General features: G+C 72.6%; 28 protein-coding genes. 12 read left to right on the forward strand and 16 right to left on the reverse strand.

Annotation, left to right across the window (positions count from 1 at the left end):
- Positions 1–161: 161 nt before the first annotated feature.
- Positions 162–377, reverse strand: a complete 216-nt coding sequence (locus ACQPY4_RS08760; RefSeq protein ID WP_433334285.1) for a hypothetical protein — start codon at positions 375–377, stop codon at positions 162–164.
- Positions 378–383: 6 nt separating this feature from the next.
- Positions 384–1,037 carry an alpha/beta hydrolase gene (locus tag ACQPY4_RS08765; protein ID WP_433334288.1) on the reverse strand — a complete coding sequence of 218 codons (654 nt, stop codon included), beginning with the start codon at positions 1,035–1,037 and terminating at the stop codon, positions 384–386.
- A 132-nt stretch (positions 1,038–1,169) separates the two neighbouring features.
- On the opposite strand from ACQPY4_RS08765, the gene ACQPY4_RS08770 reads away from it, so the two are divergent.
- The 3 genes from ACQPY4_RS08770 to ACQPY4_RS08780 are packed head-to-tail and all read left to right on the forward strand — an operon-like array spanning position 1,170 to position 2,610.
- Entirely contained in the window at positions 1,170–1,682 is a 513-nt protein-coding gene (locus ACQPY4_RS08770) for a TetR/AcrR family transcriptional regulator (protein ID WP_433334291.1), read from the forward strand.
- A 5-nt stretch (positions 1,683–1,687) separates the two neighbouring features.
- On the forward strand, positions 1,688–2,128 hold the full coding sequence (locus ACQPY4_RS08775) for an SRPBCC family protein (RefSeq protein WP_433334293.1): 441 nt from the start codon (positions 1,688–1,690) through the stop codon (positions 2,126–2,128).
- A complete protein-coding gene (locus ACQPY4_RS08780; protein WP_433334295.1) occupies positions 2,125–2,610 on the forward strand; it encodes an NUDIX hydrolase in 486 nt (161 codons plus the stop codon). The genes ACQPY4_RS08775 and ACQPY4_RS08780 overlap by 4 nt, the downstream gene beginning before the upstream one ends.
- Before the next feature lie 5 nt (positions 2,611–2,615).
- Here the strand turns inward: ACQPY4_RS08780 and ACQPY4_RS08785 are convergent, their stop codons facing one another.
- Entirely contained in the window at positions 2,616–3,275 is a 660-nt protein-coding gene (locus ACQPY4_RS08785; protein ID WP_433334297.1) for a TetR/AcrR family transcriptional regulator, read from the reverse strand.
- A 90-nt stretch (positions 3,276–3,365) separates the two neighbouring features.
- Here ACQPY4_RS08785 and ACQPY4_RS08790 point away from each other — a divergent pair, with 90 nt between their 5' ends.
- Positions 3,366–3,758 carry an SgcJ/EcaC family oxidoreductase gene (locus ACQPY4_RS08790; protein ID WP_433334299.1) on the forward strand — a complete coding sequence of 131 codons (393 nt, stop codon included), beginning with the start codon at positions 3,366–3,368 and terminating at the stop codon, positions 3,756–3,758.
- 2 nt (positions 3,759–3,760) lie between these two features.
- On the opposite strand, the gene ACQPY4_RS08795 is transcribed toward ACQPY4_RS08790, so the two are convergent.
- Together ACQPY4_RS08795 and ACQPY4_RS08800 are read right to left on the reverse strand one after the other, a co-directional pair.
- Positions 3,761–4,978, reverse strand: a complete 1,218-nt coding sequence (locus tag ACQPY4_RS08795; protein ID WP_433334301.1) for an acyltransferase family protein — start codon at positions 4,976–4,978, stop codon at positions 3,761–3,763.
- 3 nt (positions 4,979–4,981) lie between these two features.
- Positions 4,982–7,312: a glycosyltransferase gene (locus ACQPY4_RS08800; protein ID WP_433334303.1), complete on the reverse strand. Its 2,331-nt coding sequence runs from the start codon at positions 7,310–7,312 to the stop codon at positions 4,982–4,984.
- A 261-nt stretch (positions 7,313–7,573) separates the two neighbouring features.
- Between ACQPY4_RS08800 and ACQPY4_RS08805 the strand changes: the two genes are divergently transcribed.
- Positions 7,574–8,488: a hypothetical protein gene (locus ACQPY4_RS08805; protein ID WP_433334305.1), complete on the forward strand. Its 915-nt coding sequence runs from the start codon at positions 7,574–7,576 to the stop codon at positions 8,486–8,488.
- A 73-nt stretch (positions 8,489–8,561) separates the two neighbouring features.
- On the forward strand, positions 8,562–9,137 hold the full coding sequence (locus ACQPY4_RS08810) for a hypothetical protein (RefSeq protein ID WP_433334307.1): 576 nt from the start codon (positions 8,562–8,564) through the stop codon (positions 9,135–9,137).
- Here the strand turns inward: ACQPY4_RS08810 and ACQPY4_RS08815 are convergent.
- Positions 9,119–9,535 (reverse strand): tautomerase family protein, encoded by a 417-nt coding sequence (locus ACQPY4_RS08815; RefSeq protein WP_433334309.1) that lies wholly within the window; start codon positions 9,533–9,535, stop codon positions 9,119–9,121. The two genes, ACQPY4_RS08810 and ACQPY4_RS08815, sit on opposite strands and share 19 nt — an antisense overlap.
- A gap of 93 nt (positions 9,536–9,628) precedes the next feature.
- On the opposite strand from ACQPY4_RS08815, the gene ACQPY4_RS08820 reads away from it, so the two are divergent.
- Positions 9,629–10,543: an NADP-dependent oxidoreductase gene (locus ACQPY4_RS08820; protein WP_433334311.1), complete on the forward strand. Its 915-nt coding sequence runs from the start codon at positions 9,629–9,631 to the stop codon at positions 10,541–10,543.
- 16 nt (positions 10,544–10,559) lie between these two features.
- On the opposite strand, the gene ACQPY4_RS08825 is transcribed toward ACQPY4_RS08820, so the two are convergent.
- Positions 10,560–11,066: a toxin-antitoxin system HicB family antitoxin gene (locus tag ACQPY4_RS08825; protein WP_433334313.1), complete on the reverse strand. Its 507-nt coding sequence runs from the start codon at positions 11,064–11,066 to the stop codon at positions 10,560–10,562.
- A 101-nt stretch (positions 11,067–11,167) separates the two neighbouring features.
- Between ACQPY4_RS08825 and ACQPY4_RS08830 the strand changes: the two genes are divergently transcribed.
- Complete coding sequence (locus ACQPY4_RS08830; protein WP_433334315.1) at positions 11,168–12,130, forward strand: GNAT family N-acetyltransferase; 963 nt, start codon at positions 11,168–11,170, stop codon at positions 12,128–12,130.
- Between the two features lie 25 nt (positions 12,131–12,155).
- Here the strand turns inward: ACQPY4_RS08830 and ACQPY4_RS08835 are convergent, their stop codons facing one another.
- The 3 genes from ACQPY4_RS08835 to ACQPY4_RS08845 all read right to left on the reverse strand — a co-directional run bounded on the left by ACQPY4_RS08835 (position 12,156) and on the right by ACQPY4_RS08845 (position 15,272).
- Complete coding sequence (locus ACQPY4_RS08835) at positions 12,156–12,734, reverse strand: dihydrofolate reductase family protein (RefSeq protein ID WP_433334317.1); 579 nt, start codon at positions 12,732–12,734, stop codon at positions 12,156–12,158.
- A 72-nt stretch (positions 12,735–12,806) separates the two neighbouring features.
- Positions 12,807–13,841, reverse strand: coding sequence for a sigma-70 family RNA polymerase sigma factor (locus tag ACQPY4_RS08840; protein ID WP_433334319.1), 1,035 nt, complete (start codon positions 13,839–13,841; stop codon positions 12,807–12,809).
- A gap of 27 nt (positions 13,842–13,868) precedes the next feature.
- Positions 13,869–15,272 carry a glycerophosphodiester phosphodiesterase gene (locus tag ACQPY4_RS08845; protein ID WP_433334321.1) on the reverse strand — a complete coding sequence of 468 codons (1,404 nt, stop codon included), beginning with the start codon at positions 15,270–15,272 and terminating at the stop codon, positions 13,869–13,871.
- 491 nt (positions 15,273–15,763) lie between these two features.
- Here ACQPY4_RS08845 and ACQPY4_RS08850 point away from each other — a divergent pair, with 491 nt between their 5' ends.
- On the forward strand, positions 15,764–16,882 hold the full coding sequence (locus ACQPY4_RS08850) for a hypothetical protein (protein WP_433334323.1): 1,119 nt from the start codon (positions 15,764–15,766) through the stop codon (positions 16,880–16,882).
- Between the two features lie 5 nt (positions 16,883–16,887).
- On the opposite strand, the gene ACQPY4_RS08855 is transcribed toward ACQPY4_RS08850, so the two are convergent.
- Complete coding sequence (locus ACQPY4_RS08855) at positions 16,888–17,742, reverse strand: hypothetical protein (RefSeq protein WP_433334325.1); 855 nt, start codon at positions 17,740–17,742, stop codon at positions 16,888–16,890.
- Positions 17,743–18,084: 342 nt separating this feature from the next.
- Between ACQPY4_RS08855 and ACQPY4_RS08860 the strand changes: the two genes are divergently transcribed.
- Positions 18,085–18,312 (forward strand): hypothetical protein, encoded by a 228-nt coding sequence (locus ACQPY4_RS08860; protein WP_433334327.1) that lies wholly within the window; start codon positions 18,085–18,087, stop codon positions 18,310–18,312.
- A 227-nt stretch (positions 18,313–18,539) separates the two neighbouring features.
- Here the strand turns inward: ACQPY4_RS08860 and ACQPY4_RS08865 are convergent, their stop codons facing one another.
- Entirely contained in the window at positions 18,540–18,674 is a 135-nt protein-coding gene (locus tag ACQPY4_RS08865) for a hypothetical protein (RefSeq protein ID WP_433334329.1), read from the reverse strand.
- Between the two features lie 137 nt (positions 18,675–18,811).
- On the reverse strand, positions 18,812–19,447 hold the full coding sequence (locus tag ACQPY4_RS08870; RefSeq protein ID WP_433334331.1) for a MerR family transcriptional regulator: 636 nt from the start codon (positions 19,445–19,447) through the stop codon (positions 18,812–18,814).
- 62 nt (positions 19,448–19,509) lie between these two features.
- On the opposite strand from ACQPY4_RS08870, the gene ACQPY4_RS08875 reads away from it, so the two are divergent.
- A complete protein-coding gene (locus ACQPY4_RS08875; protein WP_433334333.1) occupies positions 19,510–20,277 on the forward strand; it encodes a maleylpyruvate isomerase family mycothiol-dependent enzyme in 768 nt (255 codons plus the stop codon).
- 14 nt (positions 20,278–20,291) lie between these two features.
- Here the strand turns inward: ACQPY4_RS08875 and ACQPY4_RS08880 are convergent, their stop codons facing one another.
- On the reverse strand, positions 20,292–20,846 hold the full coding sequence (locus tag ACQPY4_RS08880) for a gamma carbonic anhydrase family protein (RefSeq protein ID WP_433334335.1): 555 nt from the start codon (positions 20,844–20,846) through the stop codon (positions 20,292–20,294).
- Between the two features lie 139 nt (positions 20,847–20,985).
- Between ACQPY4_RS08880 and ACQPY4_RS08885 the strand changes: the two genes are divergently transcribed.
- Positions 20,986–22,134 carry a serine hydrolase domain-containing protein gene (locus ACQPY4_RS08885; protein ID WP_433334337.1) on the forward strand — a complete coding sequence of 383 codons (1,149 nt, stop codon included), beginning with the start codon at positions 20,986–20,988 and terminating at the stop codon, positions 22,132–22,134.
- Here the strand turns inward: ACQPY4_RS08885 and ACQPY4_RS08890 are convergent, their stop codons facing one another.
- Together ACQPY4_RS08890 and ACQPY4_RS08895 are read right to left on the reverse strand one after the other, a co-directional pair.
- Positions 22,135–22,668 carry a nuclear transport factor 2 family protein gene (locus ACQPY4_RS08890; protein ID WP_433334339.1) on the reverse strand — a complete coding sequence of 178 codons (534 nt, stop codon included), beginning with the start codon at positions 22,666–22,668 and terminating at the stop codon, positions 22,135–22,137.
- 13 nt (positions 22,669–22,681) lie between these two features.
- Positions 22,682–23,557, reverse strand: coding sequence for an SDR family NAD(P)-dependent oxidoreductase (locus ACQPY4_RS08895; protein ID WP_433334341.1), 876 nt, complete (start codon positions 23,555–23,557; stop codon positions 22,682–22,684).
- Positions 23,558–23,587 lie beyond the last annotated feature (30 nt).

A 23,587-nucleotide genomic window follows, 5' to 3' on the forward strand; every position in this document is an offset into this window, starting at 1 on the left:
GAGTCCGTTCGTCTCGACGTCCACCAACGTCCAGCCGGGGCGGGTCTCGGGCATCGCCATGCCTTTTCTCGGTCGGGGAAGAGGCCCTGCCGAGTCTTTCCGCCCGGAAAGCGCGGACGGATCGGAATCGGCGGATGGACATGGCCGGGTTGCGCCAGGGCCTAGGGATTTCCGGATTGGAACTCGCGGAGGGCGTCGGCCAGTTGGGTGAGGCCGGGGTCCTCTACGGGGAGGTGGCCGCACTTTTCCAGCATCACGAGCCTCTTGGGGGACGCCAGGCGCTCGAAGAAGGGGAGGCTCAGGCGGACGGGCGTCCAGCGGTCGGCGGCGGGGTGGGCCATCAGGACGGGGCAGGCGGTGAAGTCCTCGGGTTCCACTTCGGGCTACGAGACCATGAGCGTGCGGAGGAAGCGGAGCGAGACCCGGTTGCCGCCGCCCTGGGGGTCGTTCGCGACGGTGACGTTGAGGGCGGGGTCGTTCGCCATGGACGACATTCGGGTCAGCCATCTGACGGGGACGCGGAGGTCGTCGGCGAGACGCGCGGCGTTCAGCAGGCCGGCCGCTCTGCCGAGGGGCGCGTAGCGGGCGGCGGCGGCTCTGACCTCGGGACGGCGCAGGTCGAGCAGGCAGGTGACGATGAGGCCCTCGGCGCCGGCCCGGGCCACGGCGTTGTAGGCGAGCATCCCGCCGACGCTGGCGCCCAGGACGTAGAGGGGGCGGCCGTCCCGCTCGGTTCTGATCAGGTGCTCGGCCAGGTCGAGCCAGGTGTCGTAGCCGGACGACCTGGCCTCGGTGCGTCCATATCCGGGCAGGTCGGGAAGCACGACCTCGGCGGGGCCGCCCAGGCGGACGTAAGGGAGGAGCATCCGGGCGTGGCCCCCGGCGCCGTGGAAGATCAGCAGCTTGGCCGGGGCATCGGGGGCGGGGACGCGCTCCAGGTGGACGTCGAGGTCGCGCCAGCTGTGGATCTCCGTCCGGGCTTTCGGGGGGTCGGCGTCGCGAACCCAATCAGGGAAGAAACGCAGGTAGTCGGGCATGTGTGGGACGATAGTGAGGGATTGCTCGCATTTCTACTCGCGTTTGGGGGCGTGGTGAGCGGGACGCCCAAGCGGCTTCGTCCGCGTAAAACTCCACGTCAGAAGCGGTCGGTCGAGACGCGCGAGCGCATAGTGGCGGCGGCTGCTCGCGTTTTCGTCGAGCACGGCTACGCGGCCGGGACGACCAACCGCATCGCGGAGGCGGCGGGGCTGTCGGTCGGGTCGCTCTACCAGTACTTCCCGAACAAGGACGCGATCCTGGTCGGGCTCGTCCGGCGGCATGTGGACCAGGGGCGCGCCGTGATCGAGCGGGCGCTGGCCGGGGACGTGCCCGGCGACCCGGAGGGACGGGCCGCGCTGCTGGTCGACACGGCGCTGGAGGCCCATCGGGGCGACCCGCGGCTGCATCGAGTGCTTTTCGAGGAGTCGCCCCGGCCGCCCGAGTTGCTGGCCGAGCTGCACGAGCTGCAAGGCGCGCTGGTGGAGGCCGTCGCGGAGCTGTTCGGGGTGCCTCGGCTGACGGCGTGGATGATGGTCGCCGCGACCGAGTCGCTGGTGCACCGGTTCCTCGCCGACCGCCCGTGCGGCGTGGTGGAGTTCCGGGGGGAGCTGATCGCGTTGCTTGCGGGGTTCGCGAGAGGATGAGGCTCATGGGTCAGATCAGGGTTTCCGCGGAGAAGACGGTCGGCGCGAGCGCGGCGAAGGTGTTCGAGGCGCTCGGTGACTACGCCGGGACGCGGCCGAAGGTGCTCACCGAGCACTTCAGCGAGTACGAGGTCCGCGAGGGCGGTCAGGGTGAGGGCACGGTGGTGCACTGGAAGCTGGCCGCGACCAGCAAGCGGGTGCGCGACTGCCTGGTGTCGGTCAGCGTGCCGCGCGAGCACACGCTGGTGGAGCGCGACGCCAACTCGACGATGGTCACGACGTGGAGCGTCGCGCCCGAGGGCGAGGGGGCGCGGGTGAAGGTCGAGACGACCTGGGACGGCGCGGGCGGCGTCGGCGGGTTCTTCGAGCGCACCTTCGCGCCCGGGGGGCTGCGCAAGATCTACGACGAGCAGCTCACCAGGCTGGACTCCGAAGTCACCGCGTGAGGGCCTACCGGCGGCGCTCGGCCCGCGTCCTGCTGGTGGACGGCGCGGGCCGCTTGTTGCTGTTCCGTTTTCCCGGGCTGAACGGGGGCCACATCTGGCTCACTCCCGGGGGTGGCGTGGACGAGGGGGAGCCCCTGCACGCGGCGGCCGCCCGTGAGCTGCGGGAGGAGACCGGGCTCGCGGTGACACCCGATCAGCTCGGTCCCCGGGTGGCGGTCACGTCCGGGTATGCCGATCTCGGCTGGGCCCGGGGCGTGTTCCGTGACGACTTCTTCCTGCACCGCACCGGCGCGCACGAGGTCGACCTCGGCGGGCTTGAGGCGCACGAGCGCGACATGATCACGGCGCATCGCTGGTGGTCGCTGGACGAGCTGCACTCGACCGGCGAGACCGTCTACCCGTTCGGCCTGGCGCCGCTGCTGGCCCGTCTGCTGGAGGGACGCGTCCCCGCGTCCCCGGTGCGGCTTCCCTGGCACCACTGAGGGGCTCAATGCTGCCAGCGGGCGGAGAAGAGGTCGTAGCTCGGCGGGTCGCCGGGGAGGGGGCGTGGGGCGGGCGCGCGAAGGCCGTCCAGCGCGATCGCGACCACGCGGTCCCTGGCCCTGGCGGCCGCCTCGGCCAGGTCGGGGCGGCCCCGCCGGGCCAGCTGGTCGATCGCGGGTGAGCGGCCGAGTTGCTCCAGCAGGAGGTGGAGGTCGACGACCGTGACGTCGGGGCGGAGGACGCCCGCCTTCTGTGCGCGCGCGACCAGGGCGGCGGCGGCCTCGTCCGAGCGGCGGTTGCGGTCGGCGATCTCGTCGGTGACCTCGATCAGCCCGGCCACGGGCGCGAGCGAGCCGGGCGCGAGGGCGACCGCCGACGTGACGTAGTGGGCCAGCCCGTCCCACGGGTCGTCGATCGCCAGGGCCTCCTCGGCGGCGCGCAGCCACTCGTCCAGGACGATCACGACCAGCCGCTGGAACAGCTCGTCCTTGGTGCGGTAGCGGCGGTACAGGGTGCCGATCCCCACCCCGGCGCGGGCCGCGATCGCCGCGACCGAGGCGTGGGCGCCGTCCTCGGCCAGCACCTCGCGGGCGGCGCGCAGCAGCGCGCGGTCGTTGGCCTCCGCCTCGGCCTGCCGGGGAGCCCTGCGGGCGGGTCTGCTCACGGGGTCAGCCTAGCGCTTGCGGAGTGATTCGCTCCGCAGTAGGTTGTAAACGGAGCAAGTCGCTCCGTTATGGGATCGCAGGAGGCTCCGGTGAACGACGACAAGGCCATCAAACAGCTCGTCCAGGACGCGCAGGACCACCAGACCGACGTGGAGCCCTTCCTCGCCCTGCACACCGACGAGACGATCGTCGTCAACATCGCCGGGCGCCGGGTGCTGGGCAAGCCCGCGCTCGAACAGGCGATGAACACGGCGCTGGCCACCCCGCTCGCCGACGTCGTCACCACGCTGGAAGTCGAGGACATCCGCTACGTCACCGGCGACGTCGCACTGGTGAGCGTCGGCAAGCACGTGGACGACCGGCGCGAGGACGCGCCCGAGAACGCGCTGCCGGCCAAGGGGAACATGACCTACGTGGTCCGCCGCGAGGACGGCGCCTGGCGCATCGCCCTCGCGCAGACCACCCCGATCGTCACCGCCTGACCTCAGCGCGACAGGTAGGGGTAGTACTCGCGGGGACGGTGGGACTGGGTCTTCAGACGGCGGAGCAGGGCGGTCGGGTACTCGATGAGCCAGTAGCTGGCGGCGGCCAGCGGGAGGCTGACGGCCAGGACCACCAGCACGGCCAGCGGGAAGCCCGACTGGTAGGCGGGCAGGAAGCCGGACCGGTCCAGCATGATCATGATGGGTTCGTGCCAGAGGTAGAGGCTGTAGCTGACCAGGCCGATCCCGGTGATCCAGCGGGCGCTGAGGGCGCGGTGCCACAGGCTCTCGGACCGGGCGTGGACGGTGGCGTAGAGCATGACCGTCCACAGGACGGCGCAGATCGGGTGGTAGAAGACGGCGAAGGCGCTTTCCGGATCGTCGGCCAGCCAGGTCAGGACGACCAGCGCGGAGGGTGCGGCCACGCGCAGCGCGGTGGCGGGGTTCTTCGCCAGGCGGGCCCGCTTGCTCAGGGCCACCGTGAGCACGGCGAGGAACATCCCGGCGCCGAACGCGTGGAAGCGGGCCTGCGGGCCGTAGTACGACGCCCATTCGGTGTGCGGGACGTGCAGGCCGTAGCGGGCGAAGGCCAGCCAGGCCACCGGGACGGCGAAGATCGCCAGGCAGCCCGCCGCGCAGAGGGCCGCGCGGTCGCGGCGCGACTCGATCGGCGCGCAGGCCCGCGCGGCGAGCGGGCCGAGCACGACCAGCGCCCCATAGAACATGATCTCCAGGGACATCGACCAGGCCGGGCCGATCGTGTAGAAGATCCGCTTCTCGTCGAAGACCTGGACGAAGGTCAGGTGCTCGACCAGGTCGATCCAGTCGCCGGGCAGCTCCTGGTTGCGCGACGACCAGACGACCAGGATCGCGAACCAGTACAGCGGCAGGATGCGCACGGCCCGCCGGTAGAGGAACGAGCGGGCGGTGTGACCGGGCTTGCGGTCGATCGCGGTGCGGGCGTACGAAAGCGTCAGCAGGTAGGCCGACAGGACGAAGAACAGGTCGACGACCTCGAACGACAGCAGCGCCTTCAGGACCGGGTCGGTGACCGGCGGCCGGGCGCCCTCGGGCCCGTACAGGGTGTAGTGCTGCCAGACGTGGAACAGGACGGTGCTGATCGCGGCCAGGCCGCGGTAGCCCTCCAGGGCGCGCATGCGCCCGCCCTGGGTCGTCCCTTCGGGTGGATGCCTGACCTGGCCGTTGGGGGAGATGGACACCGGCTACTCCTCGGCCCTGGCCGCGCGGGGCGTGACGAGCCACTGGCGCACGCCCAGCAGTTCCTTCAGGTGGGCGCTGCGGGCGACCTGGTTCTTGAAGTGCCCGTAGAACACCGCCGACAGGACGAGGTAAGTGACGAACCAGCGGCGGCGGCGCCGCACCATGGGCGCCGCCAGCCGCCACGCGAACGCCGCCTGGACGGGCCCGGTCGCCGCCGTGAAGAGCGTCGCCAGCAGGAACAGCGGAACGGCCCAGTCGACGCCGCCGTCGCTCCAGATCGTGTAGAGCAGGATCGGCAGCATCTGGAGGGTGAGCCAGGGTTGCACCTCCCTCCAGCCCAGCAGCAGGAGCAGCCCGGCCCGCTGGCGGCGGGTGAAGGACGGCGAGGTCAGCGCGGTCCGCAGATGGGCGCGCGAGACCTGGAGCCAGCCCTGGGCCCAGCGCGAGCGCTGGTTCCACAGGGCGCGCAGCGTGGTGGGCGCCAGCTCGCGCGAGATCAGCTCGCGGTCCATGGCGATGCGGGCGCCCGCGTCCAGCGCCCGCATCGTGGAGTCGATGTCCTCGGTGAGCATCGAGCCGTGCATGCGGGTCGAGGCGAGCAGCCCGGTGCGCCAGAAGCCGTTGGAGCCGCCGAACAGCCCGAACCCGAACATCCGCGTCCGGCCGGGATGGCTGACCGCGTAGATCGCCTCGAACTCCACCGCGACCATGCGCGCGACCCACGAGCTGTCGCCGTTGCGCGCCACGCAGTGGCCCTGAACGATGTCGTACCCGTTGGAGAGCCAGTGCCAGGCCAGCGTGAACGCGTACGGGTGCGGGTGGTGGTCGGCGTCGAAGACCCCGACGAACTCGCCGCGCACTCGGGTGACGGCCGCGTTGAGGTTCTGGGCCTTGGACGTGCTGCCCGGCACCGGCAGCAGCACGAGCCGGGGGTCGCGGCGGGCGATCTCCCGTAGGGCGTCCTCCACGGGCAGCGGTTCCGGCGTGTTGTAGGCCAGGACGATGTCGAGCTCGCCCGCGTAGTCGAGCCGCAGGAACGACTCGACGGTGTCGACGATGGTGGCTGCCTCGTTCGGCAGATAGGCGGCGATGACCGCGCTGGCGGGCGGGTAGGGCGCCGACGGGACGCCGGGACGCGGCACCGAGTCGAGCGTGAAGAGGCATTCGAGCATGACGAGACCGGCGCCGATCACCAGCGCGGCGGAGACGGCCCAGTACATGACCGGTCCGGCGTCCCAGCCCAGCTCGCGCAGCGCCAGGTAGCCCGCCAGCGGCACGCCGACGCCCAGGAGCAGCATCAGCACCGGCGACAGGACGGGCATCAGCGCGCGGGCCAGCGCCTTGCCCGGACGCCGCCGCTGGGGCGCGCCGCGCATCCACGGCGCGTACCGGACCGGACGCAGGTCGCGGTGCCTGGCGGCCTCGGACACGGCGTCGAAGGCCCGGTCGAGCGCCTCGGTGTGCCGCTCGCGCCCGTCCAGCGGAACCCAGCCGATCAGTGGCGTGAGCAGGACGTTCTCGTCGGCGACGATGAAGCGCGTTCCGGCGACGGCGTCGGCGAACACCCGCAGGTCGTGCCGGGCGGTCTCCTCGTCGACGCCGGGCAGCAGCATCAGCAGATGGCCGCTGTCGTCCCAGCCGAAGCGGTCGCTGGCCCGGCCGAGCCGTTCGGCGACCCCGGCGATCCGCTCGGCCACCTCGCGGCGGACGCGCGGGCCGAGCCGGGTCTCCAGCGCCCCCATCTCGGCGACGCTGACCACGGCGACGACGCCGCCGTGCCGTCCCGGTTCGGGACGCTGGAGCTCGCGGTCGACCTCGTCCAGGAAATGCGGACGGGAGTACAGGCCGGTGCTGAGGTCCATGGGCAGGTGCTCGACCGGCACGGGCACGCGCCGCAGCTTGGCCTCGATGCGGGCGAGCAGCTCGTCGGGCGCCGAGCCGTCGTCGACGCAGTCGTCGGCGCCGTTGCGCAGCTCGGCCACCACGCCCTCGGGCCCGGGGACGGGCGTGACGACGACGAGCGGGGCGGCGCGTCCGGCGGGGACCTCCCGGACCTCGCGGATGACCTCGCCGCCGCCGGACAGCCCGGCGAGGGCGACGACGGCGTCCGGCTGGGAGAGCCGGACCTGGCGGCGCACCTCACCGGGGACGGCGTGGTGCACCTGGTGGCCGCCGGACAGCAGCGTCCGGCGGATGCGTTCCAGGCGGGGGCCCGGCGGGCCGACGGCCAGGACCTGGGTGGTGGATCGGGGACGGGAGCGGGCTCGGGTTCGTGCGGGACCGGGCGTTTCCGATTGGGGAGCGGGTGGGGAATCGGGTTGCGCGGGGGTCACGGGACGCTCCTTCGTTGCGGAGACCCATGTGGCGATCCCCGACAGTGTTCCGGACACGTCCCAAGAAGGCTTTAGACGTTTTTGAGCCGTTTTTGCCCGCCAACTCACCCGCCGCGACAACGACATGGGGGTGATCGCCGTGCGTCCGGAGAGGTAGAGCGGGCTTTCGGAGATACATCCGACGGCGCTGTCGGACCGTCGAACCGGCTCCCTAGCCTGCGGGCACGGAAGCTCGTTCGTCCCTTTCCGATAGGCGATTCCATGAAAAAGCACGCGCTCGTTCTCGCGGCCACGGCCGCGCTCTGCGTCACCGCCGCGGGACAGCCCGTCCTCGCGGCCACGGCGCCCCCGGGCGTTTCGGTCACGGCGCCGTCCGTCCCGGTGCTCGACGTCGCGGCCCGCCCCGGCGGGTTCGCCGCGCCGTCGGTCTCCACCAGCGGCAGGACGTCGTTCCGGGTCAACACGACCGTCACCGAGGGGACGGGCAGCGCGATCGGGCTGCTCCGGCCCCGGCCCGGCGTCGCCGCCGAGGCGCTCGCCGGTCATCTGGCCAAGGTGTTCTCCCCGGACAAGCCGACCGCGATGGAGGGCACCAGGGCCCTGATGCGGGACGCCGAGCTGCTCGGCGGCGCCCTGGCCCAGGCCGGGAACCCGACGACCTTCACCACCACGCTGCGGCCCGGCACCTATTACCTGCTCGAATACTTCGCGTTCGAGTCCCCGAACCCGCCCGGCGCGGAGGGACTGCACCGGCTGACCGTGACGGATGAGCGGCACTCCGGACGTCCTCCGGCACCGCACACGGTGGTGGGCATGGGCAGGACGCCGTCCGGGGCACCGGCCTTCCGCGTCCCGTCCCGGGTGCGGGCGGGCGCGCCGATCCTGCTGACCAACGGGCTGGACCAGATCAACGAGGCGATCTTCGTCCCGGTCCGGCCGGGGACGACCCGCGCCGACCTCCAGGCCTTCTTCGAGGGCGTGGAGAACGGCACGCCCGTCCCGCCGCCGTTCGCCGGACGGCCGGTCGGCAGCCCGCCGCTGACCCCCGGCCGGACGGCGGTGGTCCAGATGCCGCTCACCCCCGGGACGTACGCGGTCACCACCTGGGTGCACGACGTCAAGGACGGCGTCCGCCTCGCGGCCAAGGGCATGCACGCCATCGTCACCGTCGAGTAGACGGTCCGGGATCGGCCTACTCTTGACGGGTGAATCCGGTCATCCCTGGTGTGCTCGGGCTCAGGCGGGTCGGATGAAGGGGTTCGCCCGGCGGGAGTTCCAGCTCGTCCTGCTGCGCCGCATGGCCGACTACCAGCCCGCCCTGGTCGAGTCGGCGATGCGGACGCTGGACGCCTCCCGCACCGAGACGCGCGAGGTGAACGCGCGCTGGCAGCGCATCGTCCGCTCGCGAGCGTTCCCGGCCGGACGCCGTCGCTACGAGGCCGTGCTCGGCCCGCCGGTGGAGCTGGGGAAACGGGAGCTGGGCGTCATCACCTGCGAGATCGCCGCCTGGGGGCCGCTGTCCCTCTGGCCCGGTCTGCGCTTCGAGGTCATGACGGGCCCGGACGGCGGCGTCGTGCACGAATGGCTCGTCCGCCCGGCCGGGGAGCCCGCGCCGCGGCTCGCGTCCGTCGAGGACCTGACGCCCTGGTCGTGCGTCGCCGGAGACCTCGACGGTCGCTTCGCGGAGGTCGCGCACGAGCCGGGCGACGTCCCGTCCCGCTGGCACACGACCTTCGTCAGCCCCGAGGGCGAGCCGCACGTGGCCCACTTCGTCTGGGGCCTCCTCCAGCAGGTCGCCCGGCTGGATCAGGCTCGGGATTCGTAGTCGGCGGCCAGCCCGGCCAGCGCCTCATAGGTGGCGACATGGCCACCGGCGCCCCAGTTCCCCTCGTCGACCTCCTGGATGATCACCCAGATCCGGCGCGGGTCGATCGCGGCGACGTCGGCGACGGCCTGGGTGAGCGTGGCGATGAGGCCGGCCTTGCCGTCCCGGTCGAGGGCTCCGGCCAGGACCCGGACGTCCAGCCGGAAGGACGGACGCCCGCCCGTGAACGCCAGGTCTTCCGCGACCTCGTGCAGATACACCCACGTCATTCCGCGAAAGAGCGGGGCGTCCGGGAGCCGTTCGGCTTTCAGCAGCCGGTCGGTCAGCGATTCCACGAGCTCGGTCCGGGCCTGCACCGTCAGGGCCCCGGCCGGGTAGGTGACGTCGACGAGGGGCATGGTGGCGCTCCTTCTTCTCAGGGGTTCGGCCGTCACAGGCGGGTGGAGTGTGTCGTCTCCCTGGCAGAAGAACCCTAGAGGAGAGGTGCGGAAATGAAGGCAGTGCGGATTCACTCGGCCGGGGGCAGCGAGGGGCTGGTCCTGGAGGAGGCCCCGATGCCGTTCGCCTCGACCGGGGACGTGGTGGTGCGGGTCCACGCGGCCAGTTTCGTTCCGGACGAGCTGGAGTGGCCCGGGACGTGGACCGATCGCGCCGGACGGGACCGGACGCCCTCGGTTCCGGCGCACGAGGTGGCCGGGGTCGTCAGCGAGGTCCCGTACGGCACCACCGGCTTCGAGGTGGGGGACCGGGTGTTCGGGCTCACCGACTGGCATCGCGACGGGGGTGCGGCGGAGTACGTGGCGGTGGAGGCGCGCAACCTGGTGCGGATCCCCGCGTCGCTGGGCTTCACCGAGGCGGCCGCGCTGCCGCTGCCGGGCCTGACCGCCTGGCAGGGACTCTTCGTCCATGGGGGACTGGAGGCCGGGCAGACCGTGGTCGTTCACGGGGCCGGAGGCGGGACGGGCGGCCTGGCCGTCCAGCTGGCGCGCCAGGCGGGGGCGGAGGTCATCGCCACCGGACGGGGCCGGGCCGCCGGACCGGCGCTGGAAATGGGCGCGCGCACGTTCGTCGACCTGGAGCGCGAGGTGTTCGAGGAGGCGGTCGGCCCGGTCGACCTGGTCTTCGACACCATCGGCGGCGACCTGCTCGCCCGGTCGGCGACGGTGGTGAAGCCGGGCGGCGCGCTGGTCTCGATCACCGCGCCCCCGCCCGTGCGGCCCGAGAACGGGCGGGCGCTGTTCTTCATCCTGGAGCCGGACCGCGCGCAGCTGGCCGAGCTGGCCCGCCGCGCGGACGCGGGGGACCTCCGCCCCCAGGTCGGTGCCGTGTACCCCCTCGCCGAGACGCGCGAGGCGTTCCGTGCCAAGCGGGCCGGCGTGCCGGGGAAGGTGGTGATCGAGATCTAGCGGCGCGGGCGCGCGGCTAGCGGACCCAGCCGGTGTGGCTCCGGCCCGACGTGGGCGAGGGGCCGCGCGGGCGGGACGGTTCGAGGGCCGAGGCCACCGCCCGGACCAGCCAGGCGTTGACCGAGATCCCCTCGCGGGCGGCGGCCTGGTCGATGCGGGGCTTGAGGTGTTCGGGGAGCCGCAGCGTGATGCGCGAGGTGCCGCCGCCCTCGTCGAGGTCGGGCGGCCGGATGTCGGGCTCGGCGGGGGGCTGGTGGCTCTCGGCGGGCGCGCCGGTGCCCGGCGCCGGTGTCACGACGAAGGCGGGCTCGCGCCCGCGCAGGCGCACGTCGACCGAGCCCGGGGCCAGCTCGCGGGTGATCTCGTCGGCCGCCATGGACAGCGCGTCCAGCAGCGCCAGGCGCAGGGCCGACTCCAGCGGCGAGGTCAGGCGTTCGGCGAGCGCGCGGGCCTCCTCGCCGCCGGCCTCGGCGGCGACCGCGAGCTCGCGGCGGATCGTGTCGACGTACGGTGCCAGGTCCATCACCGCATCATGACATCGAATGACGTCATCGCAAGCCGAGAATAATGTCAGGTGACGTCATGGGTGATCATGGCAGGATCGTCATGATCGTGAGGAGGACGATGCGGTCCGAGATCATCCCCGCGGACGGCGGGCTCAGGCTCCGTCCCGCCGGCCCCGGCGGCCGGTTCGTCATCGAGCGGGACGACGCCGTCGTCGGCACCCTCGAACTGCGCGGCACCGGGCAGGGCGCCGGCGAGATCACCTTCTGGACGCATCCGGCCGCGCGCCGGAGCGGGGTGGCCACGGGTGCGCTGCGGGCGTTCACCGAGTGGGCCCATCGCCAGGGCCTGGAGCGGCTCGACCTCGTCACCGGGGTCGAGAACACCCCGGCGCAGCGGGTCGCCCTCGCGGCGGGCTTCCTGCGCGAGGGAATCCGGCGCGGCGGCGCGTCCAACGGCGCGTCGCGCGAGGACCAGGTCGTGTGGGGACGCCTGGTGGGCGACCCGCCCGGCCCCACGCAGCGTGCTTTGCCCGACCTCCCGGGGGGCGAGCTCACGGACGGGGTGGCGATCCTGCGTCCGCTGGGCCCAGAGCACATCGACGCCGACTTCGCGCTGAGCAACCTTCCCGACGTCGCCCAGTGGTCGGTGCCTCCCGGCACCCGGACCCGCCGCGACATCGAGCGACGCTGCACCCACGCGGCCAGCGAGTGGCTGGCGGGGAACCGCGCCGACTTCGCCATCATCGACGCCGATACGGGTGGCTTCGCCGGCGGCATCGGGCTCTACAACGAGCTGGAGACCGGCCAGGCCATGATCGGCTACAGCCTGGTGCCCGCCTTCCGCGGCAAGGGCCTGGCCACCCGATCGGTGCGCCTGGTCACCGGCTGGGCGTTCGACGTCGGCATCAAGCGCCTCATCGCCGGCACCAACCCCACCAACGTGGGCTCGCAGCGCGTCCTGGAGAAGGCGGGCTTCGTCCGGGAGGCCGTGACGCGCTCCCGCCTCCCCGCCCCCGACGGCAAGCGCGCGGACGACGTCCTCTACGCCCTGCTCCCCGGGGACGGGACGGGAGACTCCTGAGCGTCCCCGGGGCGAGCCGCTCGGCTCAGGCAGGCGCGTAACGGGCGAGGACCAGGGGCGAGTCGTTCAGGGGCCGGGCTTCCAGCAGCGTGAGCGAGGCCGGGGCGCCGTCGAATACGGGGGTGCCGCCGCCGAGGAAGGCCGCGCCGATCATGAAGTGCAGCTCGTCGACCAGCCCGGTCATGAGCAGGTCGTTCCAGAGGGTCCGGCTCCCGAATGTGAGGATGTCGCGGCCGGGGCCCTGCTTGATCTCGGCCAGGCGCGCGTGGGCCCGGTCGCGCGGGACGATCTCGGTGCCCTCGTCCCACGGCGCCGCCTCCTCGGGCGTGAGGGTGTCGGAGACGACGACCTTGCCGATGGCGTTGTTGAGCCGCGAGATCTCACGGATGACGGGCCGCACGGTGGCGTCGTCGGCGAGCTGGGGCCAGAAGCCCTTGAAGCCCTCGAACGAGACGCGGCCCAGCAGCAGCGTGTCGGCGGCGCGCAGGCGCTCGGCGTTGTACTCGTCGAAGGCGTCGTCGAACGGCATGACCATGACGTCGCCGCCGGGGCCCTCGTAGTAGCCGTCGAGCGAGATGATGTTGGTGACGATCAACTTGCGCATCGGGTCTCTCCTTCGCGGGAGCGCACGCTTTTCGCACGCTACACAGGGAGAGAGACACGCGGCCGCCCCGACTCATCGGTCCGTGCGGAACTTTTCCGGAAACTCCCGCGGCAGGCCCCACACCGGGTGGAGCGCGGGGTCGACGAAGGAGGACAGGGCCGAGACCCTCCCCTCGCGGAGGCTGAGAACGGTGATCCCCGAGAGGCGAAACCGCAGGTCGGCGGGGTCCTGGTGGTAGCAGGCGAAGGCGGGCTGGCCGTTGGACCCCAGCGGCACCAGCCGCCAGGGGGTGGCGAACATCCGCTCGACGAGGAAGCGCCGCACGGCCTCGCGGCCGTCGAACCAGGCGGGCAGGGGCGGCATGGTGAAGCGGGCGTCCTCGGTCAGCAGGGCCACCAGCCCGTCCACGTCGGCCCGCTGCCACGCGGCGACGAAGGCGTCGAGCAGCTCGCGTTGCCCGTCCGCCCCGATCGCCGCCAGCTCGACCTGCTGGGGAACGGGCGGGACGCGTGTCTCGACGGCCTTGCGGGCGCGCTGCAGCGCGCTGTTCACCGAGGCGGTGGTGGTGTCCATGATCTGCGCCACCTCGGCCGCCGAGTACTCCAGCACCTCGCGCAGGATCAGGACGGCGCGCTGCGTCCCCGGCAGGTGCTGCAGGGCCGCGACGAAGGCCAGCTCGACGTTCTCGCGGCGCTGGTAGCTGGTGGCGGGGCCGGGCTCGTCCGCGGCCAGGTCGTCCGGCCAGGGCTCCAGCCACACCGGGCCCGGCACCGGCTCCCCGAGGTCGGCGGTGTCGGTGAGAGAGGGCGCGTAGTCGGAGGACAGGAGCCTGCGGGGACGGCGCGAGCTCATGCGCAGGCACACGTTGGTGGTGATCCGGTACAGCCAGGTGCGCAGGGAGCTGCGCCCCTCGAAACGGGCCAGCCCGCGCCAGGCGTTGAGCATGGACTCCTGCACCGCGTCCTCGGCGTCCTGCGGCGAGCCGAGCATCCGGTAGCAGTGCGCGACCAGCTCGCGGCGGTACCGCGCCGCCAGCCGCTCGAACGCCTCCGCCTCACCGGCCCGCGCCCTGACCAGCAGATCCGCCTCGTTCTCGGGCGATTCCACGACGCGAGCCTAACGGGGAGAGCGCCCCTACTTGTAGGTGGCGCGGAAGGCGACGCCGGGCCCCTGCTGCCGGGACGAGGCCGACCGCCCGAGGTACAGGTAGGCACCGCGATGCCTGGTGTCCTTCACCGTGGCCCCGGACGAGGTGACGTCGTAGCGGCGGATGTAGATGCCGCCGCCGCTCACCTTGATCTGGAGCTTGGCCAGGGTGCCGGTGGCCAGGCGGCGGGTGTTGATGGTCTTGAGCAGGACGGTTCGGGTGGCGTCCTTGCGGTACAGCTGGAGCTGGCCGTTCTGGCGCAGGATGAGCGAGTACCCGCCGTGCAGGGGGTCCGCCGCCGCGTCGGTGTAGGCGCTGTCGCGGGCCGCCGCGAAGTAGAGGCCGCCCCAACGGGTCGAGTCCCTGCCCAGGGCCGTGTACTTCATCCAGACGCGCAGCTCGTACGAGCGCGGGGCGGGCGCGGCCCATCCCTGCCGGACGAACAGGGGAGCGGTGCCGCGCGGCACGCTCCACCAGTTCGGCGCGGCGAACGAGCCGCGGTCCGGGACGCCGAGCCGGTCGGCGGTCTGGGCCTGCCCGAGGTGGCCGGGCCACCAGGTCTGGTGGCCGAACGGGTCGCTGGTACGGCGATAGCGGGCGGTGTCGCCGCTGATGAAGGTGGGATCGTCGCTGTCGAACCCCCGGACGCCCAGCGCCTGGAGCTGGGCGCGGCGGTACTGCCGGTTGACGTCGTAGCCGACGACGACCAGCCCGGCGGCGACGTACCCGCGGATGGTGGCGTCGGGAATGCCCTGCCAGAGGGAGACACGGCCGATGCCGTCGGCCTTGATGGCTTCGGGGGTGTCGACGGTGGCCTGCCGCGCGCCTCCGACGATGACTTGGACGGTGAACCCGGCCTCGCGCGCCAGGACGGCGTCCGAGCGGGAGAACGTCTGGATCTGGACCGCGTCCTTCAGCCCGCGGCGGGTGAGGGTGTCGATGGTCAGCCGCATGGCCGCGGTGTCTTTGGGATGGGCGAGCAGCAGCTTGCGCCCGGCGTAGCGGTCGAGCAGTTCCTCAAGGAGCAGCGGGTGGCTGTTGGACGCCCTGCCCCCGAACCACGAGCGGGAGTCGACGACCAGCCGCTTGAAGGCCGCGCTGTCGAGGTCGGCGACCCGCCCGCTGGAGGTCGAGACGCGGTCGAGGGTGGTGTCGTGCCACACCGCCCCGGCACCGTCCTTGAGGACCAGCACGTCGAACTCCAGCATGTGTGAGGCCGGGTCGGCCACGCCCCGGTCGAAGGCCGCGACGGTGTTCTCCGGCGCGAGGAAGGCGCCCCCGCCGCGATGGGCGATCACGAACCGGTGGGGCAGCTCGGCCACCGCCGCGGTCGCGGCCCGCGCGGGCGCGAACGCGAGGCAGGTCTGACCCACCACCAGAAATGCGGACAAACCCGCAGTGGTACCGAGAAATTTCATGATTCACCCGAGGATCGCGATCCAGCATCGTCGTAATTCGCACAGAAGACGCTCTCCGTTGACTTCGGGTTTACCCGCGCGACGATCGTGACCGCTGTGATGCACGCCACATCGCCTGGTGAAAGGGCGTGCGCCGGGCGGCCACGACGCACGGTCCGCCCCGGTGACGATCCGTCGCGGCGACGAACCCTGCGCGAGGTCGGAATGGAACCTCCATCGCCGTGCCCGGCGCCATGGAAATGGCAAACCACTTGTTTCGCCGCCATTCCAAGGTAGTGCGAATTCATGTCATTGGACCTCTGACAAAAAGCCGGGGCGGATGGTGCGGGAATGCCGGATGAGGGTCCTGGTCCTCGTCTCCCCGCGCACCGGCGCCCCGCGCCGCGAAGGGGCCGGTCGCGCGGACAACCTCGACGCGTCCTGAACCGTCGAATGAGTGAGAAGTCGATCAACTGGGGGTTTCGATGGGAAGGTTCAGGATCGCCGGAACGGCCGCGGGGGCGGCCCTCGTCATGGCACTGCCGGTCACACCCGCCGGCGCGGACGCCGCCGCGCCGGGGTGGCGTCCCGTGCCGCTCCCGAAAATCGAGGGCGAGAACCTCCTCACCGACGTCGCCGTGTTCGGCAAGCGGGACGCCTGGGCCGTCGGCAAGGTCTATGCGGCCGACCAGACCGTCATCCTCCGCTGGATTGGGACGAAGTGGACGCGTGTCGCCGGTCCCCGGCGCGACTCGTTCGCCGCCCTCGCGGTCACCGGGACGTCCGGCTCGGACGTCTGGGTGGCAGGTCACTGCGTCTTCGCCTCCGGCCAGTCCGAGACCCCCTGCGCGTCCCGCTGGAACGGCAAGACCTGGACGCGCCCCTACCAGCTGCCCCGGCCGTCCATCGGGACGTGGGTCACGGCCAAGGCCGTCTCCCGCAACGACGTGTGGATCGCGGGGGGCCAGCTCGAATCGGCCTACTACGTCCACTGGAACGGTAAGAAGTGGTCCCGGGTGAGCGCGCCCGCGTCCGGTGCCAAGCAGCACTACGTCCAGTCGCTCACCTCGTTCGGGTCCAACAACGTCTGGGCCGCCGGCTACCAATTGGGCGGCACCGCCGACCAGCCGCTGATCCAGCACTGGAACGGCAAGAAGTGGTCGACGGTGAAGACCCCCGCGACCCCGGGCTCCAGCAGGCTCCACTCGATCGTCGCCATCCCCGGGGGCCAGCTGTGGGCCGTGGGGCAGAGCCCGAGCCGGGCGGTCGTGATGCGCTACGTCAAGCGCGCCTGGGTCCACGCCCCGCGCGTCCCGGGTAGCGACACCTTCGCCACGGGCGTCGCTGGCGACGGCCACGGGGGCGTGTGGGTCGCCCTGACCGGCGCGTTCCCCGGCCGGAGCGCGTCGACGTCGTCCACCCGCTACGCCCACTGGAACGGCGCGAAGTGGACCCTCACCCGGGGAGGGGCCCACCCGGGCCCGATCCGCTCCTGGCACCTGACGCGTGTCCCGGGTACCCGCTCCCTGTGGGCGGTAGGCCGCTACGAGGACGCCACCGGCTCCCACTCCTACATCGAAGTCTTCGGCGCCATCCCACGCTAACCGCGCTACCAGAAGACTCCGGTGCCAGTTGGTCTTGGCTCGATGCGGTTTGCGGGCTCGTGCCATCGGAGCGCCGCCGTTGCCAGCAGCATCAGGGCGGGAAGCGCCAGGGCGACGGCGGCGAGCGGGGCGATGGTGGCCACCTCCAGCGGGCGGCCCTCGAGCACGCCCGCGACGCCGAGGTTGTCGCCCTGGGCGCCCGCCGACTTCGTGACGGCGATGATCGCTGTGACGACGGCCGCCAGGGCCGCTGGCAGTGCCAGGGGGCGGCGCCGCGCGAAGAACGCCAGCGTCACGAAGAGCGCGCCCGCCACCGGGAGCGTTATGGCGGCGGTCCAGCGTGCGGGCTCGGGCTTCATCACGACCCGGACGGGCTGGGGCGGCCGGTCGTCCCGCAGTCGCGACGAGAGGCGGCCCGAGGTCACCGTGGCCGGGACGGACGGGAGCAGCACCTTGAAGGTCACCTCGGTGAATCCACGCGCCCTCAACTGGCGCCAGACCTCGGCCGTGTCGAGGTTCAGGGACACCGTCCTGGCCGGACGGTAGGCGCGGGTCACGACGACCCGGGCGAACGGCTGGCCCCGGCTGGTCTCGGTACTTGCCCGCGTGCCCGAGGCTTCCGGGAACGCCTGCTCGGCGACCCGTCCGGCCAGCGCCCGGACCTCGGCGTCGGACTTCAGTTTCCCCGCCGCGAAGAGGTCGACCTCGGCGCTCCCGTCGGCGAGCACCGCGATCCGGACCCGGGCGACCGGGCTCGGCTTCTCGACGTCCGCGCCGCACGAGGCGAGCCCCAGCAGGGCCAGGAGCACCAGGCTCCCGGCCAGGATTCGCCGCGCCGACACGCCGTCCATCGCTCGCACGGTCTCAGAATCGGCGTCCCAGGTCGCGTGTTCGTATCGTTCCGATTCCAGTTCGCGGGCCGGTCAGGAGCCGCCTGATACCCGCCCGGGAGGCCGTTTTGCCTCGTCATGAGGCACGTACGGGGGGCGCGGCGGGGCGGCCGGATCTCCGGGCATCCGCTGCTTCGGCCTCTGATATCGCATACAGTTGCAACTGTCGACGCTTTTCCTCCGGCGGAGGTGGCGGACCTCCAGAGAACCACCGCCTCGCGGCCGCCTCACAGGCGGCTACCGCCCGCGACCTGGAGTAAGGCAACGGGAATTGTCCCCACGGCCGAACGATTACGCGCATACTGGGGAGTAATGGAATCCTCGCACGCCGCCAGACGGCGCCACCTGCCCACCAGCCCCTTCAAGCCCCCAAGTCCTGCCCCGCCGGCGAAGGTGTTCGACGTGCGGGACCAGGTGACACACGACAAGTACGGTCTTGGCCGCGTCGTCGAGGTCGAGGGCGCCCAGGCCGTCCTCGTTGACTTCGGCACGCAAAAGGTCCGTATCGTCGCTCCATTCAGCCGCCTGTTCAAGCTGTAGCCGTCTTTACCCGGGGGCCGTCCCCCGGAAGCCCCCGGGCGGGGCCCTGACCTCGTCGTCGGTCGATGGCGCTCCTTGCGGGGGCGTCGTGACCCCGGGTGCGGGTTCCCGCCCCCGCACCCAATGGCCGGGACCTTCGGGCCCGTACCCCTCGATTTCCTTAACTCCTCAGCCCGGTTGATCGTGCCCCAAGTGCCCGAGCGCTTGGGGCTCAGGTCGTCGCCGTCCTAGAGCGACAGGTCCAGGGCCCTGGTGAACCAGGTGTTGATGGCGCCGGGCGTGGCGGTCCGTCCGGTGATCTCACCCACCAGGCGCCACAGGCGCAGGACGTCCGCGTCCTGGTCGCGCGCCAGAAGAGGCACCAGACGGCGCCGGAAGGCGGGGGTGTCCCGCCTGCCCCGGCCCGTGGCGTGCGCCTCGACGAAACGGTCCAGTTCCTTGCCGGGACGCGGCCGCAGACCCGATTCGACGGCCGGTGCGGCGAACGCGTAGGCCTCGGTCAGGCCCGCCAGGAACGTGCTCTCGTCCGATACTCGGCCCGGTTGACCTCGCCCCTGGCACGGAGCTTCGGGATCAGGGGACCGTTCCCGGTGAGGGCGACCAGCTCCGCGTAGGCGACGACCTGGCGCGGCGTCGGGTCCGCCGGCGGGTCGGGCGCGGCCAGCGCGATGAACCCCTCGCGCTGCGACTCGGGGACCGGAACGATGAACAGCCGCCGCATCGAGGCGGCGACGGCCTGGCGGGCGGCGTCGCCGTGCTCGACCGAGGCCAGCAGGTCCAGGCGCGCGGCCCGGTCGGCGGGGTCCGCCTCCTCCACCGCGCGCAGCGACGCGCGACGCCAGGCCAGGGCGGACAGCTCGACGTCCAGGGCCCGGCGCTCGGCGCTGACGGCCTCGGCCAGGGCGCGCTCGCCCCGCAGCACCTGGGCGATCGCGGGCAGCCCGAGCCCCAGGCCGCGCAGGCGGCGGATCAGCCGCAGCGCCTCGGCCGTCTCCGGGGTGAAGCGGCGGTGGCCCCCCGAACTGCGGACGGCGGGCAGCAGGCCCTCGTCGCTGTAGTACCGGATCGTCCGAACCGGGACGCCCGTCAGCCTCGCCAGTTCCCCAATGCCGTGTGTGACACCGGTCACAGTCACTTGAACCTCCACCCGGGTGGAGTTCCTACGTTACGAACATGCGCGAACAAGGGGAAACGAGCATGGGGACACTGAGTGTGGAGCGCCACACCGCCGGGTTGATCGAGGTGACCGAGGACTTCGCCGCGATCACGGCCGGGATCGACCCGGGACGGCGCGTGCCGACCTGCCCGGACTGGACGCTGCACGACCTGGTCGAGCACGTGGGGAACGCGCACCACTGGACGAGCGAGCTGGTCCGGAGCCGCACGACGGACTTCCCCTCGCATCCGCGCCCGAGCGCGCGGATCGACCCGGCCATGTGGACGCCCTGGCTGCGCGAGGGCGCGGCGAGCATGGCCGACGCCACCGAGGCCACCGGGCCCGGGACGGTCGTGTGGACGTTCCTGGGCCCGCTGCCCGCCGCCTTCTGGGTGCGGCGGATCCTGCACGACACGCTGGTGCACCTCGCCGACGCGGCCGTCACGGCGGACCGGCCGTTCACCGTGCCGCGCGACCTGGCGGCCGACACCCTCGGCGAGGGACTCGAACTGCTCACCCACCCGGCCGTCGCGCGGGTGAACCCGGCACGCCACGCCGAGCTGAGCGGCAACGGGGAGACCCTCCTGCTGCGGGCGGACGACGTCGAGGACGGATGGCTGATCACGCGCACACCGGACGGCCCCGCCTGGCGGCGCGGCGACGCGGGCGCGGACGTGGTGCTGTCGGGCCCGGTCGCGGACGTTCTGCGGGTGTTCTCGCGGCGCCTCCCGCCGGACGACCCCGCCGTCAAGGTGACGGGGGAGCGGGCCCTGCTGGACCACTGGCTGGCCCACACCGCGTTCGCCTAGGCCGTGACGGGCGGCTACTCCGTGCGGAACTGGGCGCCGGACGGGGCGACGGGCGCGATCCCCGAGCGGTGGCGGCGCGCGAGGTCCTGGTAGGCGGCCGGGTTCAGATCGACCCACAGCTCGGCGCCCGAACCGGCGAGCGGGCCCTTGACCTGGGCGGGGCTGCCCATCGCCACGACCTCGTCCGGGATCGTCCGGCCCGCCGGGACCAGCGACCCGGCCGCGACCATCGCGCGGCGGCCCACGACCGCGCCGTCGAGCACGGTGGCGTGGTTGCCGATCAGGGCCTCCGCGCCGATCGTGGCGCCGTGCACCACGCAGAGATGGGCGATCGTCGCGCCGGGCCCGATGTCGCAGGGCATCCCGGGCGGGCTGTGCAGCACCGAGCCGTCCTGGACGTTGGCCCCCGCCCGGACGACCAGCGGCGCGAAGTCGCCGCGCAGCACGGCCCCGTACCAGACCGACGCGCCCGCCTCGACGGTCACGTCGCCGATCAGCGTCGCGGTCGCCGCCACGAACGCCTCGGCGTGCACCTGCGGGCGCGCGCCCTCGAACTCGAACAGGAACATCGCAGAACCTCCGCCTCGGGCCGGATGACCCTCCGGACCCTAGCGCCACTCGGACCCCTGGAATCCGGTACCAAAGTCAGGGGCAGCCGGTGACGATCGGTAGCGGCGCCGGTACGGACCCGGACGAGAGCCTTGTGCCATGCCCACCACACGCAAGCATCTTCTGGCCGCGGCCGTCGCGTCCGGCGTCCTCGCCGCGTCCCTTTCCGCCCCGGCCGAGGCAGCTCCGGCCCCCGGGTTCCAGCAGCGCCTGGACGAGCTCAGGGACGCCGGGATCATCGGCGTCCAGGGACGGGTCGTCACCGAGACCGGCCGCCGCTGGACGGCCGCCAGCGGCGCCGGTGACCTCGGGTCGGGACGTCCCGTGCCCCGCGACGGCCGTTACCGCATCGGGAGCAACACCAAGACCTTCGTGGCGACCGTCGTCCTCCAGCTGGTCGGGGAGGGACGGCTTTCGCTGGACGACTCCGTCGAGCGGTGGCTGCCGGGTGTGGTGCGGGGCAACGGCCACGACGGGCGCCGCGTCACCGTCCGCCAGCTCCTCCAGCACACCAGCGGCCTGCGCGACTACCTGGAGGTCATGCCCGGCACCTGGGACGAGATCAGGTTCCGCCACTTCGAGCCCGAGGAGCTGGTGGCGCTCGCGCTGAAGCACCCGCCGCAGTTCGCCCCGGGTACCGATTGGAGCTACTCCAACACCGGCTACGCCCTCGCCGGAATGATCATCAAGCGGGTCACGGGCCGCGCCTGGGGCGCCGAGGTCGAGCGGCGGATCATCCGGCCGCTCGGCCTGCGCGGGACGAGCGTCCCCGTCCGCGACCCGCGCGTGCCGTGGCCCTCGGCCCGCTCCTACCACCAGTGGGAGCTGGGCGGCGCGCCCTCCGACGTGACCGAGTACAGCCCCAGCCAGTACGGGGCGGCCGGAGCGATGATCAGCACCACCGCCGATCTGAGCGCGTTCTTCCGCGCCCTGCTCGGCGGGCGGCTGATCGCGCCCCGGCTGCTGGCCGAGATGAAGCGTACCCGCGCGCTGGACCAGGGCGTCAACCTCGGCTACGGCCTCGGGATCTACCGCAAGCGCCTGTCGTGCGGCCGCGAGTACTGGGCGCACGGCGGCCTGACCATGGGCTACATCAGCGCGGAGGGCTTCACCGCCGACGGGAGCCGCGGCGTGGCGCTGTCGATCAGCGGCGCCACCGCCAGGACCCCGCAGGACCGCGAGCGGCTCCCGAAGATGGTCGACAAGGTCGTCGACGACGCCCTGTGCGGCCGCACGGCCACCCCCTGATCACCCCCGCGCGAGCCGGTCGGGGAGGGGCGCGAGGGGATAGGTCTTCCAGAAGAAGGCGTCCGCCGCGTGCTGGTCGCCCGGGTAGTTGACGGCGGCGGCGATGCGGCCCTTCTCGATCCGGAAGGCCAGCGCCCAGGTGAGGTCGAGCCCCGCGGGCGTGGTGCTCCAGCCCCGGTGCAGGTCGACGACCCAGTCGCCGTCGGCGGCCAGGAAGATCGGGTCGGCCTTGAAGCCCGCGCGGGCGAGCTCGGCGAAGAACGCCAGCACCTCGTCCACCCCCTTCTTGGTGCCCGCCAGCGGGTGGTGGCCGGGGATCGTCCATTCGATGCCGGGGGCGAAGAACTTCTCGCGCAGCGCGGTGAGGTCGCCCGCGGCGTAGGCGGCGTAGTACCTGCGGATCAGCCGGACGTTGGGGTGCTCGCGGCCCGTGGACGCCGCCGCTGCCGCGGGCCCGGCGACGGTGGCGGCGGCCAGCCCCGCCGCCGAGGCGCCGACGGCGCGGAGCACGGTGGCGCGGGAGATGTCGGTCATGGGTGCTCTCCTGTCAACGGGTGAGGAAGCCGCCGGAGGCGTCCAGGTCGGTGCCGACGACGGCGGACGCCTCGTCGGAGGCGAGGAACATGATCACGCGGGCCATCTCGTCGGCATGGACGATCCGCTTGATCGGGTAGTCCCGGGCGATCTGCTCGTAGGTCACCCCGAACGCCTTGGCGGCGCGTTCCAGCATCGGGGTGTCCACGGCTCCCGGCGCGAGCGCGTTGACCCGGATTCCCTTGTCGGCGTACTCCAGCGCGGCGACCTTGGTCAGCGACGCGACCGCGTGCTTGCTGGCGTTGTAGGGGGCGATGGTGGCGAAGCCGACCTCGGCCGAGATCGAGGCGGTGTTGACGATGGCGCCCCGGCCCTTCCTGAGCATGTGGGGCAGTTCGTACTTCATGCTCAGGAAGACGCCGCGCGTGTTGGTGTGCCACACCTCGTCGAAGTCGCGGGCCGACTGCTCGTGCAGCGGCCCCACCCGGGGCGTCTCGATGCCCGCGTTGTTGACCGCGACGTCGATCCGCCCGTAGCGGCGGACGCAGGCGTCGACGAGCCCGGCGATCTGCGACTCCACCCGCACGTCGGCGCGGTGGAAGGTCGCCTCGCCCCCGGCGGCGCGGATCTCGCGCTCGTTGGCGCGGCCGAGCCCGTCGCGGCGGCCGCAGAACATCACCCGGGCGCCCTCGCGGGCCATGGCGGAGGCGGTGGCCTTGCCGATGCCCGAGGTCGCCCCGGTGATCAGGACGGTCTTCCCGGCGAACCGGCCCCGGGGCGCGCCCGCCGCGGCGGCGGAGCCGGGCAGGGACCCCGCCAGCGCGGCGGCGCCCACGGCACCGGCCGCCAGAACCCCGCGCCGTGAGGCGCCGGGGGCTGTCTTGGACATGGTCGTGCTCCAAATCCGGAGAAAGGGAAA

The sequence above is a fragment of the Spirillospora sp. CA-294931 genome (assembly GCF_050946795.1).
In the GTDB taxonomy this organism is placed as follows: Bacteria; Actinomycetota; Actinomycetes; order Streptosporangiales; family Streptosporangiaceae; genus Spirillospora.

Bases quoted from the DNA above. Each gene is read 5' to 3' on its own strand.
- ACQPY4_RS08765 (WP_433334288.1), bottom strand. From the start codon at position 1,037: ATGCCCGACTACCTGCGTTTCTTCCCTGATTGGGTTCGCGACGCCGAC.
- ACQPY4_RS08775 (WP_433334293.1), top strand. From the start codon at position 1,688: ATGGGTCAGATCAGGGTTTCCGCGGAGAAGACGGTCGGCGCGAGCGCG.
- ACQPY4_RS08805 (WP_433334305.1), top strand. From the start codon at position 7,574: ATGAAAAAGCACGCGCTCGTTCTCGCGGCCACGGCCGCGCTCTGCGTC.
- ACQPY4_RS08810 (WP_433334307.1), top strand. From the start codon at position 8,562: ATGAAGGGGTTCGCCCGGCGGGAGTTCCAGCTCGTCCTGCTGCGCCGC.
- ACQPY4_RS08815 (WP_433334309.1), bottom strand. From the start codon at position 9,535: ATGCCCCTCGTCGACGTCACCTACCCGGCCGGGGCCCTGACGGTGCAG.
- ACQPY4_RS08820 (WP_433334311.1), top strand. From the start codon at position 9,629: ATGAAGGCAGTGCGGATTCACTCGGCCGGGGGCAGCGAGGGGCTGGTC.
- ACQPY4_RS08825 (WP_433334313.1), bottom strand. From the start codon at position 11,066: ATGGACCTGGCACCGTACGTCGACACGATCCGCCGCGAGCTCGCGGTC.
- ACQPY4_RS08830 (WP_433334315.1), top strand. From the start codon at position 11,168: ATGCGGTCCGAGATCATCCCCGCGGACGGCGGGCTCAGGCTCCGTCCC.
- ACQPY4_RS08835 (WP_433334317.1), bottom strand. From the start codon at position 12,734: ATGCGCAAGTTGATCGTCACCAACATCATCTCGCTCGACGGCTACTAC.
- ACQPY4_RS08850 (WP_433334323.1), top strand. From the start codon at position 15,764: ATGGGAAGGTTCAGGATCGCCGGAACGGCCGCGGGGGCGGCCCTCGTC.
- ACQPY4_RS08860 (WP_433334327.1), top strand. From the start codon at position 18,085: ATGGAATCCTCGCACGCCGCCAGACGGCGCCACCTGCCCACCAGCCCC.
- ACQPY4_RS08875 (WP_433334333.1), top strand. From the start codon at position 19,510: ATGGGGACACTGAGTGTGGAGCGCCACACCGCCGGGTTGATCGAGGTG.
- ACQPY4_RS08880 (WP_433334335.1), bottom strand. From the start codon at position 20,846: ATGTTCCTGTTCGAGTTCGAGGGCGCGCGCCCGCAGGTGCACGCCGAG.
- ACQPY4_RS08885 (WP_433334337.1), top strand. From the start codon at position 20,986: ATGCCCACCACACGCAAGCATCTTCTGGCCGCGGCCGTCGCGTCCGGC.
- ACQPY4_RS08890 (WP_433334339.1), bottom strand. From the start codon at position 22,668: ATGACCGACATCTCCCGCGCCACCGTGCTCCGCGCCGTCGGCGCCTCG.
- ACQPY4_RS08895 (WP_433334341.1), bottom strand. From the start codon at position 23,557: ATGTCCAAGACAGCCCCCGGCGCCTCACGGCGCGGGGTTCTGGCGGCC.